Origin of the sequence: Sphingomonas sp. TF3 (assembly GCF_003985085.1) — a bacterium.
Lineage (GTDB): Bacteria > Pseudomonadota > Alphaproteobacteria > Sphingomonadales > Sphingomonadaceae > Sphingomonas.
This window is the reverse complement of sequence record NZ_RWKS01000025.1, coordinates 34,592-45,489: the sequence shown is the minus strand read 5'-3', so window position 1 is coordinate 45,489 and position 10,898 is coordinate 34,592. Positions and strand designations below refer to the sequence as shown.

Here is a 10,898-nt window from a genome sequence, read left to right as displayed (position 1 = left end):
TGCAACGGTGCCAACGCAATTTCAGTAATCGGGAGCGCATGCGATTTGATGGCGTCCAGAAACCCGGACGGCTTCAGATGCAAATGCGCTTCGTCTTCGCGATAGGCTAGAATGACGAGGGTGTTTTGCGGTGGCGTCCTGGCGAGGCTGACCAACATTTCCAGCGAGAACGGGTCCGCCCACTGAATATCGTCCAGGAACAGAATCAACGGTGCCTCTCGCGTGGCGAGCGCACCGATGGTTGCCAGCAGCGCCTGATGCAGCCGAATTTTCGCAAGCGCGGGCGACATATCTGTTCTCGCACCCGCCGTCCCGAGAACGATCTCCATATCCGGAACAAGATCGACCACCAATCGCGTGTCGTTCCCCAATTGCGGAAGGAGGCGCGCGCGTAGGTTCTGCAACGTCGCGTCGCTTTCGCCGAGCAACGCATGCGTCAGGCCATGCAAAGCCTGGGCAATCGGCGCAAACGGCGCGTTGTGATGTAACTGGTCGCATTTTCCAGTGGTGAAACGATGTGGCGATGCCGCCATGAGCATCCGGAAGCGGCGTACCAACGCCGACTTTCCGACGCCGGACACCCCCGAAAGCAAAATCCCTTCTGCTGTGCCGCTGCCGCAAACCCGCGCCAGCGCGTCTGCGAGGGCAGCGCTCTCGGCGATACGGCCGAACAAACGGCGTGTGAACGTGGTATCCGACGGACCGTCGCTGGCGGGCTCCGCAATATCGCGGTTTGGCGGCGTAAAGCTGGACGGGCTCCAGGGATCGGCTGAGGTCATATCAATCCAATACCGTTCAGAAAGGAGACTCGCATGCATCTGATCGGCATGGCCTTTCGGCCATGCAATAAAGTCGAGCGCGGCTCCGTCCCTGGGGAGGCGAAGGTCGCGCTGGATATATGGCGTAATACGGTTAGTCATCGGCGGATTGTACAATCTCAACACGGACGGCAATGTCGCGCGCAAACCCGCGCTTGCGCGGGCAGAAGCATTTCTATTATTTCCGAGTGGATCGATAGGATATCCTCCACAAAGGAGGCCCCGTGACCGATTTACGCACCGACAACGATATCGCACCGATTCCCCCGCGCACCGTTGGCGACGCGATCGCCGATCTGCGCGAGGCGCGCGAGGAATGGCGGTCACGGCAGGACGAGGCACGCGATGTGGAAAGTTTCCCGTCGCGCGCGGCGCTGGAGCGGGTGCTGTCCCTGCTTGCCGCAGCGTTGTATCCGCGTCGCCTCGGCCATTTCCGCGGCCCCGTAGCGGAGGAGGACACTTTCGTTGTCGCCAAGCTGCTGGCCGCGATAACCGATCTCGAGCGTGAGATCGGCCATGAACTCGGCTATTGGCAGTGCGAGGCCGGGGTCTTCGAGGCCGACCATGCCACCACCATCGTGCGGCTGTTCACGGCCACGCTCGGCGACATCCGGCGCTTGATCGACAGCGATGTCGAGGCGGCGTTTCTCGGCGATCCGGCAGCGCGCAGCGTGGACGAGATCCTGGTCTGCTATCCCGGCGCGATCGCCAGCCTGCACCACCGCATCGCACACGAACTGAACAATCTGGGTGCCCCCATCGTTGCGCGGCTCATTTCGGAAATCGCCAACGAACGCACCGGCATCGATATCCACCCTGGTGCGCAGATCGGCCCGCGCTTCTTCATCGATCACGGCACCGGCGTCGTGATCGGCGAGACGGCGATCATCGGCGCGCGGGTGCGGCTGTATCAGCATGTCACGCTCGGTGCGCGCAGCCCGGTCGGGGCGACCCGCGACGACGTGCGCCACCGCCATGCCCGCCACCCGATCATCGGGGACGATGTCGTCATCTACGCCGGTGCCACCATTTTGGGCCGGGTGACGATCGGCGCGCGATCGACCATTGGCGGCAATGTCTGGCTACTTTCGGATGTGCCCGAGGACAGCGTGCTCGTTCAGCCGGAGGCGCTCCGGCTGGATCGCAAAGCGGGGCTGGACTTGCGCGAGACGTTGCTCGGGCAATCGGCATGACGGTGGCGAAACGCCCCGTCATCGGCGTGCTGTGCTGCAACGAAACACTGGGGCGGCCGGTGCAGACCGTCGCCACCCGCTTTGTCGCCCCCCTTGCGCGCTTTTCGGACAGCACGGTGATGCTGGTGCCGGCGGTGCGCGATGCCGTCGATATCGCCGTGCTCACCAGCCTGCTCGACGGCGTATTGTTGACGGGATCGCGCTCCAACGTCGCGCCGGAACGCTATGGCGGTGCCGCACTTCCCGAAGGCCAGCACATCGACCGCGAACGCGACGAGGTCGCGCTCGCCTTGGCCGGACGGATGATCGAAGCCGGCAAGCCCGTGTTCGGCATTTGTCGTGGTTTGCAGGAGATCAACGTTCTGTTCGGCGGCACGCTGTCGACCGATTCGTGCAGGGGACGGCATCATCGCGGGTCCTGGGACGGGTGCTTCGACACGCTGTTCGGCCACCGCCACGATGTCGAGCTGAACGACGGCGGTCTGCTCGCTTTCGCGACCGGGCGTCAGCGGATGTCGGTTAACTCGGTCCACGAACAGGGCATCGATCGGCTTGGCAGCGGACTGACGGTGGAAGCGGTCGCCGCCGATGATGGCCTGATCGAGGCGATCCGCGCGCAACCGTGCGGGGCCGAGGTGCTGGCGGTGCAATGGCATCCCGAATGGGATGTCGATCACTCCCCAGAAAGCCGCGCCTTCGTCTCCGTGGTCGGCACTTCGCTGCGCGCCGCCTCAGACGCACGATAGCTACGGCCCCGGCGCTCCACCGCTAAAGCCCTTCCGCCACCCAATGCGCGTTGGAGAGGCGGCGGGCCAAGGTCCACGCCTGCCCGCGAATGTCGGGCACCGCGACGATTTCCCAGAACGCGCCGCGCGTCATCGGCCCGAGCGCGAACAGGCGACGGTTGGCCATGCCATCACGACCGATCACCCGCATCTGCTCATCCACATCGATCCCGAGCCGCGCGGTATCGGGGCGAATGACGCCCCGCGCCACCAAAGCGCCGAGCATCGGCGCGCTGGTCCGACCGAGATCGCCTTGCGGGCCCGTGCAATTGATGATCCGTTGAACGATGCGGGTCCGTCGCGCGTCCTCTCCGCGAGGTCGCCACTCGACCGCAACACCGTCGGCGCATGTCGCAGCGAGACCGATCTTGCCAGCGACGATTTCAAGCCGCCCGCTTGACCGCAAGGCGGCGATGCGGTCGGCCACTTCGGGGGCCAAACGGTGGCGGTGAATGTCCCACCACGGGCGCGCGTGGCGAATGAACCGTGCGCGCTCCGCAGCGGTGGCGGCGCGCCACATATCCTGGGTGAATGGGCGCAACTCGTCGATCGCGCTGCGCCAGCCGATGGCCGCGCTGCGCCTGCGGAGGGCTCGCACCAGATGGGAGAGAACCGTCGACGGCCGCTCCGCAATCGCAGTCCACGCGCCAGCCGGTGCAGCATGGGCGTGCGGTAACAATCCTCGCCGCGACAGCGCGACAACCCGCCCCGCAAACCCCTTTGCCTCCAGCAGCAACACGACATCGACCATCGTCAGCCCGGTGCCGAGGATCAGCACCGTATCATCGTCGAGCAAGCCTTCGGTCGCCTCCGCACTCCAGCAATCGCCGACATAGCAGCCGGGTCCAAGCGATTCCGCCGCCAGCTCGACCGGCGTATGCGGTGGCAAATTGCCCACCGCCAGCACAGCGGCATCGGCCTCGACCGAGGCACCATCGGCCAGCAGGACGCGCACGCCGCGATGCTCTGTCACGTCGACCGCCTCGCCGCGCACGATCCGCAAGCGGCCGGGAAAATCCGCGGCGACGCGATCGAGCAGTTCGCGCAGATAGGTGCCGTAAACCAAGCGCGGCACAAAGCTTTGCCCCGCCGCCGCGTGTCCACGACTCGCCAGCCAACGCACGAAATGGCCCGGATCGTCGGGAAACGCGCTCATGTTGGACGCTCGCACGTTGAGCAGATGCGATGGGTGCGCCGCGCCATAAGCAAGGCCAACGCCTGCATCCGCTTGCTGGTCGATCAGGGTCGCACGCGGTCCATCATGGCGCAGCACGTTGATTGCGGCGAGCGACCCCGAGAACCCCCCGCCGACGATCGCCACATGCGCAATCACGCCCTCCCCCGGGGGCCGACGCCATTGCTGCCGTTCCTCGAGCGTACGCGGTTCACATCCATCTCCCATGTCGTGCACTTCACCGAGAAGGACGCACCGGCTGCGGCGATATAGCCGAGCTTAGCGCCCAGATAGATTTCCCTGCGTCCAATTGCCCGCACTTCGGGACAGACTATCGATCTGGCGCAACCGGCATACGCTCTGGCGCAGCTCTATTGCCTAGTACCGTAGTAGGAATAGCTTTTGATACGTGGAAGCGAAATCCGACTCGACCTCCGGGAGAGTCGCAAGCGACTACCAAAGTTGATGGGAGAGCAGTCATGGTCTTTGTTACCGACGTGCTGACCGACACTCCGCTGCCGATCCTGGTATCGGTACGCGGAGATTCGCCGTCCTCCACCCCAATCGCCCGGGTCGAGCTGGACCTTTCGAAATTCCACAATGGCCGCTGGGCGGTGCAGCTCGACGCGACCTTTTCACGCGGCGATGCACCAGTGGTGATCCTCGCGCGTGGGGTGGCATGCCTGGCCATAGCGTGGTGGGCCCAACTTTCGCCGCGCAGCTATCTGCGATCGGTTCGCGGTGCCGTGTTCGACTCGCCGCTCGCAGTGGACATGAGCCAAGTGGCCGTGGCAGCAGCAATCCGGAGTGGGCCTGCCTATCGCCTCCCCTTTCCCTCGATCGTGGTAAACGATGCATCGTTCCGGATCGGGGAGGTTCTGCATCTTGCCGACAAATGGGGCAGCCGGTTCGTCGAAAAGGCCGGAGCTTCGGCTGGCCAGCCCAGCAATCGCAACGGCCGCTTCACTGATGCCGAAGAGGGCCTGCTGGCCTATCTGGACGTGCTCGATCGAAGCGTGCCCGCGCCGCAATCGCACGCCGCGCAGGTGCCCGAAGTCCCGGTCCTCGCCCCGCAAGACTAACCGTCATTGCCAAGGCGTACGACCGCGCGCCTGTTCCTGTCCCCGGGAGCCCGGGGACAGGATCGTCAAAGCAGGCGTCAGCCGCCCTTGCGGCCTGATGCGCCGACGATCGGGGGTTGCGGCGCAGTGGGGGCGGTCCACTTGTTCATCCACCCCAGCACTTCGCGATACCATTGGCGGCTCTCGCGTGGCTTCAGCACCCAATGGCTGCCGCCCGGGAACACCACCAGCCGCGATGGGATGTCGCGCCGCTGGAGCGCGGTAAAAGCGGCGATGCCCTGCGTATAGGGAATGCGGTAATCGCCTTCGCTGGTGATGACGAGCTGCGGCGTCTTCCATGCAGTCACATGGTTGACCGGGTTCCATTTCTCGAACGCGGCGGGGTCCTCATAATAAGGATGGCCGCCATGTTCCCATTCGTCGAACCACAGTTCTTCGGTTTCATAGGCCATGGCGCGGGCGTCGAACACGCCGTCATGCTGCACGATGCACTTGAAGCGATCGGGCCAGTTGCCCTCGATCCAGTTCATCATATAGCCGCCATAAGAGGCCCCCAGCGCACAGGCATTGTCCGCGTCGAGCCACGCAAACTTGTCGGTCGCGGCCTTCAGCCCGGCCTTCAAATCCTCCAGCGGCCAGCCGCCCCAATTGTTGCGGATCGCATCGGTAAAGCCCTGCCCATAGCCGGTCGAGCCATGGAAATCGACCGCGACCAGGCCATAGCCAGCGCCCGCGAACACCGCCGGATTCCAGCGATACGACCAGCTATTGTTGCTCGACCCCTGCGGCCCGCCATGCACCATAAACGCGATCGGCACCTTTCCGGTGCTGCCCGCAGGCTTCACCGCATAGCCCCACACCGTATCGTTATTGGCCCCGGTGAAGCTGAACTTGGTGACGCTCGGCATCTCGACATCGGCCAATTTGGCGGCGTTGACCGACGTCAGGCGGACCGAACTCTTGCCGGCCAGCCGGTAGAAATCGTCGGGCGCGGTCAGCGAGTTCATCGCATAGACGAGCCCGGTCGGCGTCGGCACCACGGCCGACACACTGCCCGGCCCGGTCAGCCGCGCGACCGTGCCGGTCACCGGCGAAACCGACCAAATCGGGGTTTCCTGCGTATCCTCGGCGGTCACGAAAATCGTCTTGCTGTCCGGGCTCCAGGCGATCGAGGCCACCGAGCGATCCCAGCCTTCGGTCAGCGCGCGCACTGCGCCGCTCTTCAGGTCGCGCAGCATCAGCACTTGCCGATCGGCCTCATAGCCCGGCCGCTTCATCGCGAACCAGGCGAGATATTTGCCGTCGGGCGACGTGGTCGGGAGGTTGTCCATCCCGTGATTGGCATCGGTCAGATTGGCCGGTGCAGCCGACCCATCCGCAGGTGCCGCGAAGATATCGAGATTGGTCGACAACGGCTCGATCCGGCCCGCTTCGCGCAACGCGAAATACACCGTCTTGCCATCGGCGCTCCACGACACTTCCTCGCCGCCGCCAAACGGCTTGGACGGCGCGTCCCCAACCAGTTTGCCTTCGATTGGGACGCCATTGCCGGTCGCGCCCGTTGCGGTCAGCGGCAGGACGAACAGTTGCGAGCGCGTGCCATCGGCCCAGCTCGCCCAATGCCGCACGAACATCTGGTCATAAACGCGGCCGTTGCCGGCATTGGCATCGCGCTTGATCATCGCCGGTTCGAGGCTGGGCGCGCCCGGCAAGCGGTCCGCCCATATCAGCAGTTTGTCATCCTGCGGCGAGACCTTGAAGCCGCCCATCCCGCCCTTGAAATGGGTCAGCTGCAGCGGCGCGCCACCCGCGATACCGATCGACCAGACCGCATCCTCGCCGCCCTTGTCGGACTGGAAATACACGGTCTTGCCGTCATGCGAGAATTGCGGCGCAGTCTCGTTGACGTCGGCCTCGGCGATCAGTTTTTCCGGGCTGGCCCCTTTGCGCGTCAAATCGAGCCGCCACAGATCGAAGCGACCACCATCGATGGTCAGGTCGGTCTCGCGCTGCTGCCACACCAGCCAATGCCCGTCGGGCGAAACAGCCGGAGCGGAGACGCGCGACAGCGTGGACACATCGTCGATCGTGAGTTGGCGGGCGACCGCAGGCGCGGCAATGAAGGCGGCCGTCAAAGCGGTCGCAGCAAGCAGTGTTTTCATGAACGCAGGTTACAGCAGAACCGCGCGGCCGCTGCAATCACCGCCGGGCGGCTTATTTGCCGGTAATGCGGTCGATTTCCTTGGCCACCATCGTCTCGACGATCGCGGGCAGATTGGCATCGAGCCAGTCGCGCAACATCGGGCGCAGCATATCGCGGACCATGCCTTCCAACGTGTCCGATCCGCTGACCTCGGGCTTCACCACCAGCCGCGACAGCACATCCAGCGGCCCGCGCGAGGCTTCGGCGGTGCGCGGTGAAACAATCGACTCGGGCGCGGGCGTTTCAGGCACCGGCTTTGCCGCGACGGGCGGCGGCGCGCGAACGGGTTCGGGGGCTGGCTCCGGCACGAGTTCCTCCCTGGTCACGGCCCGGGCGATCCGCGCCGATTGTGGGTAATTCTCGGGCTGAGGACGGCGGTCGAGCTCGGGGGCCGGTTGGCTCAACTCGAGAATTTCGTCGTCACTAAAAGGGGTTGGCTCGGATCGCGCGGGCAAAGCACGCGCCGGTCGCTTGGCACGCGCCGGGGCCGCGTCATTCTCTTCCGCGATGATCCGCTTGATCGATGAGAGGATGTCCTCCATCGATGGCTCCGTGCTCAAATCCCCCATCGACAACCCCTGAAAAGTGCGTCGATCCGCCGGTTAGCGGTTCTTCGTTGCTTCACCTGCGGTAATTGGGGCACTTCTGTCAACTGGCGCGTCCAGAATCGGATCGAGCGGGCGGGTGACCTTGGCGTCTTGCGGGCGAGTCGCGTTGGTCCGCGTGCCCGTAACCGCAGGATCGGGATCCGACGAAAAATCCCAAATCCGTCCGCGCACGCTCTTATAATGCGCCACCGGATCGTAAAGCGGCCCGCCATCAAGCCCAAGGTTGCGCGCCTCGGCCCGCCCCATGGCCGCCAGCAGCGCAAAGCCCGCGACATACGCATCACGCCGCGCCGTCACCAAGGTGACCTGCGAGTTCAGCAATTCCTGCTCGGCATTGAGAATATCGAGAATGGTGCGGTTGCCGACGCTGTTTTCGGCGCGCACACCTTCCAGCGACAATTTGTTGGCGTTGACCGCCACTTCGCTCGACGTAATCACCTCGAGCGAGGACTTCCAGACAGCATAAGCCGACCGCGCTTGCGAGATGACGCCACGCTCGGTCTCGGTAACGCGCTCGATCGCCTGCAAGCGCGCATCCTGCGCCTGCCGGATCTGCGCCGATGGACGCCCGCCCTGATAGAGCGGCATCGTCAGCCCAAGACCGACCGTCGAGGAAGTGCCCGTCTGGCCAATTGCCACGCCGGTGCCCGAACCAAGCGATCCGAGATAGTTGTAATAGTTGCCGCCGACGTTGACGCTGACCTTGGGCAAGCGATTCGAGCGCGCTACGCCAATGTCATACCCTGCGGCTTCGCTCGCTTTGGCGGCCGCCAACAGCGTCGGATTGTCCTTCAACGCCACGTCCACCGCAGTGTCGGGATCGGCGGGAAGATTGGGAAGCGCCGGTGGCGGCTCAAGCGCGTCGGGCGCAGTGCCGACGAAGCGGATATAACTTTCCCGGCTGGAAATCAGCCGCGCCTGCGCCGTTTCAAGCTGCCCGCGAGCGATGGCGAGACGGGCTTCAGACTGCGCGACGTCGGTCCGGGTAAGATCCCCCACCTGAAACCGGTCACGGCTGGCCTGCAGATTGACCTCAAGCACCTTCACATTCTGGGTATTGAGGCCGACGATCGCTTCATCGCGGATCACGTCCATATAGGCCCCCACGACCGTGGTGAACAAATCGGACTCGGTTCCGCGCAAGCTCAACTGGCCGCCTTCGACCCTGGTTTGCGCAGCCCGCACGCTGTTGCGCACCGCGCCACCAGCATAGAGCGGCACCGACAAAGTCGCGCTCGCCGTGCCGCTGCGGTCCGGCGACACGAAGCTGTTCGAGGATTTGACGACGTTTTCGGTATAGGCGCTTTGCAAGGTGACGGCAGGAAGCGCCTGCGACCGCGCGATCGGCACATTTTCGTCGTTTGAGCGCACATTGGCGCGCTGCGCGGCGAGTGTCGGGTTGGTGTTATACGCCTTGACCAGCGCCTCGCGCAGCGTCTCCGCAGAAAGCGGGGTTGCCGCAAGCCCGAGCAGCGCAACGCCAGTCAGAAGGTGTATCGATCGCATGGGTCGCTGGTCTTTTCTGCTTAGAACGTGAAAGTGCGCGGCTGCGCAAAGCCGGGAAGCGGCACGCATTCGATGTCGGCAAAGGCGAGCAGGCCGAAGCCGCCTGCGCTGCGCCGTCCGGCCGCGAGGCGCGTTACGCCGCGATCGATGATCCCGGCCACCGCACGCCCGCCAATCGCGACTTGCTCGACCAGGGCATCGGACACACCCTCGACCGCGCCGTCGATGACCAGTACATCATAGGGCGCGCCAGCGGCATGGCCGTTTTCCAGCGGCCCTTCGACCAGAGTGATATTCGCCGTCCCAGCAAGCGCGGCCCGGGCATGGGCGGCAAGTGCCGGGTCGCATTCGACCGCCACCACCGACGCCACCAGTTCGGCCAGGACCGCAGCGGTGTAGCCGCCCGCCGCGCCGATCAGCAGCACGCGGTCGGTGGGGAGCAGTTCGGCCTGGGTCAGCAAGCGTCCCGTTGCGATCGGCACGTTCTGCGCGCGGCCATGCCCGAGCGGCACGGCGGTATCGCGATACGCCAGCGCTGCCACCTCGCTCGGCAGGAACGCCTCGCGCGGGACCGAGTCCATCGCCGCGACGACGCGCGGGTCGCTGACGGCATTGGTGCGAAGCTGGCTTGCCACCATGGCATGGCGCATCGCGAGCATATCCGAATCGTGCGTATTCAAGTTCATCGTGCCACCCTTGTCGGACACCCGGTTTTGCACAACTGTTGTAGTTGCACAATACACTAGTTGAGAGTGCCCACCTCTATCGTGGCGAACCGGGTTCGCCAAGCGACGTGTATCGGCATTTTTGCAAGCGCGTGGTTGACAGCGGGCGCGGACGCTTGCATCTGCGCCGCTCTTCGGCCCGATGGCGGAGTGGTGACGCAGAGGACTGCAAATCCTTGCACCCGGGTTCGATTCCCGGTCGGGCCTCCACAACAGCTTCCAGAGATCTTCACGCGCTCTGCGAATTGCTGTCTTTCCGATGAGCTTGCTTCGCGCAAGATGACGTCGAATCGACTTCGGTAGAGACATTTTGCCCTCGTGACATCGTGGGCCGTCCGCCATAAAGGCCGCCCGTGCACAGGCTCCGAGCTCATATCCAGCAACACCGCGCCCTTGCGGCATGGCTGCTGGCGTTTGCACTGCTGCTGAAAGTCGTCGTGCCCAGCGGGTACATGCTGGACACCTCCAACGGCGTGATTCGCATCGCCATCTGTTCGGGCATGGGCCCGGTGAAGACGATGGCAATGGCGATGCCCGGCATGGCCGACTCCGCATCGCAAAAGCATCACAAGGACGGCGAAAAAGCCGACCAGCCGTGCGCTTTTGCCGGCCTGAACGCGCATTCGGTCGCGGCGACCGACCCGATCCTGCTTGCGCTCGCCATCGCCTTTGTGATGGCGCTCGGCTCACGGCGGATCGCGCCGCCGCTGATCGGGCTGCGCCTCCATCTCCGCCCGCCGTTACGCGGACCACCTGCCACCCTGTGACGATCGATAGAGCCGCGACGCGCTGAGGCAGCGTCGT

General features: G+C 64.6%; 10 protein-coding genes and 1 tRNA gene. 5 read left to right on the top strand and 6 right to left on the bottom strand.

The features are described 5' to 3' along the window. Positions 1-920, bottom strand: a 920-nt coding sequence (locus EJC47_RS17800) for an ATP-binding protein (protein ID WP_148110558.1), incomplete at its 3' end; no start/stop codon positions are given. Between the two features lie 122 nt (positions 921-1,042). On the opposite strand from EJC47_RS17800, the gene epsC reads away from it, so the two are divergent. Beyond that, the gene (gene epsC, locus EJC47_RS17795; protein WP_126849142.1) at positions 1,043-2,011 is read left to right on the top strand and encodes a serine O-acetyltransferase EpsC; all 969 of its coding nucleotides are present in this window, start codon (positions 1,043-1,045) and stop codon (positions 2,009-2,011) included. Then, positions 2,008-2,757, top strand: coding sequence for a gamma-glutamyl-gamma-aminobutyrate hydrolase family protein (locus EJC47_RS17790; RefSeq protein WP_185867715.1), 750 nt, complete (start codon positions 2,008-2,010; stop codon positions 2,755-2,757). The genes epsC and EJC47_RS17790 overlap by 4 nt, the downstream gene beginning before the upstream one ends. Positions 2,758-2,779: 22 nt before the next feature. Here the strand turns inward: EJC47_RS17790 and EJC47_RS17785 are convergent, their stop codons facing one another. Beyond that, positions 2,780-4,129 carry an FAD/NAD(P)-binding protein gene (locus EJC47_RS17785; RefSeq protein WP_126849146.1) on the bottom strand — a complete coding sequence of 450 codons (1,350 nt, stop codon included), beginning with the start codon at positions 4,127-4,129 and terminating at the stop codon, positions 2,780-2,782. 320 nt (positions 4,130-4,449) lie between these two features. Here EJC47_RS17785 and EJC47_RS17780 point away from each other — a divergent pair, with 320 nt between their 5' ends. Then, positions 4,450-5,052 (top strand): alpha/beta hydrolase, encoded by a 603-nt coding sequence (locus EJC47_RS17780; protein WP_126849141.1) that lies wholly within the window; start codon positions 4,450-4,452, stop codon positions 5,050-5,052. Positions 5,053-5,129: 77 nt separating this feature from the next. Here EJC47_RS17780 and EJC47_RS17775 read toward each other — a convergent pair whose 3' ends face one another. From EJC47_RS17775 to EJC47_RS17760, 4 genes are read right to left on the bottom strand one after another with little or no spacing between them, the layout of a single operon-like run. After that, positions 5,130-7,214 carry a S9 family peptidase gene (locus EJC47_RS17775; RefSeq protein ID WP_126849140.1) on the bottom strand — a complete coding sequence of 695 codons (2,085 nt, stop codon included), beginning with the start codon at positions 7,212-7,214 and terminating at the stop codon, positions 5,130-5,132. A gap of 52 nt (positions 7,215-7,266) precedes the next feature. Then, a complete protein-coding gene (locus EJC47_RS17770; RefSeq protein WP_033963930.1) occupies positions 7,267-7,797 on the bottom strand; it encodes a DUF2497 domain-containing protein in 531 nt (176 codons plus the stop codon). A 60-nt stretch (positions 7,798-7,857) separates the two neighbouring features. Further along, on the bottom strand, positions 7,858-9,369 hold the full coding sequence (locus EJC47_RS17765; protein WP_126849139.1) for a TolC family outer membrane protein: 1,512 nt from the start codon (positions 9,367-9,369) through the stop codon (positions 7,858-7,860). A gap of 20 nt (positions 9,370-9,389) precedes the next feature. After that, complete coding sequence (locus EJC47_RS17760; protein WP_260591647.1) at positions 9,390-10,055, bottom strand: protein-L-isoaspartate O-methyltransferase family protein; 666 nt, start codon at positions 10,053-10,055, stop codon at positions 9,390-9,392. A gap of 175 nt (positions 10,056-10,230) precedes the next feature. On the opposite strand from EJC47_RS17760, the gene EJC47_RS17755 reads away from it, so the two are divergent. Both EJC47_RS17755 and EJC47_RS17750 read left to right on the top strand, forming a co-directional pair. Beyond that, positions 10,231-10,304, top strand: a tRNA-Cys gene (locus EJC47_RS17755). A gap of 143 nt (positions 10,305-10,447) precedes the next feature. Then, the gene (locus tag EJC47_RS17750) at positions 10,448-10,861 is read left to right on the top strand and encodes a DUF2946 family protein (protein ID WP_126849137.1); all 414 of its coding nucleotides are present in this window, start codon (positions 10,448-10,450) and stop codon (positions 10,859-10,861) included. The last annotated feature ends 37 nt before the right edge of the window (positions 10,862-10,898 follow it).

Bases quoted from the DNA above. Each gene is read 5' to 3' on its own strand.
- EJC47_RS17790 (WP_185867715.1), top strand. From the start codon at position 2,008: ATGACGGTGGCGAAACGCCCCGTCATCGGCGTGCTGTGCTGCAACGAA.
- EJC47_RS17780 (WP_126849141.1), top strand. From the start codon at position 4,450: ATGGTCTTTGTTACCGACGTGCTGACCGACACTCCGCTGCCGATCCTG.
- EJC47_RS17775 (WP_126849140.1), bottom strand. From the start codon at position 7,214: ATGAAAACACTGCTTGCTGCGACCGCTTTGACGGCCGCCTTCATTGCC.
- EJC47_RS17770 (WP_033963930.1), bottom strand. From the start codon at position 7,797: ATGGAGGACATCCTCTCATCGATCAAGCGGATCATCGCGGAAGAGAAT.
- EJC47_RS17765 (WP_126849139.1), bottom strand. From the start codon at position 9,369: ATGCGATCGATACACCTTCTGACTGGCGTTGCGCTGCTCGGGCTTGCG.
- EJC47_RS17760 (WP_260591647.1), bottom strand. From the start codon at position 10,055: ATGAACTTGAATACGCACGATTCGGATATGCTCGCGATGCGCCATGCC.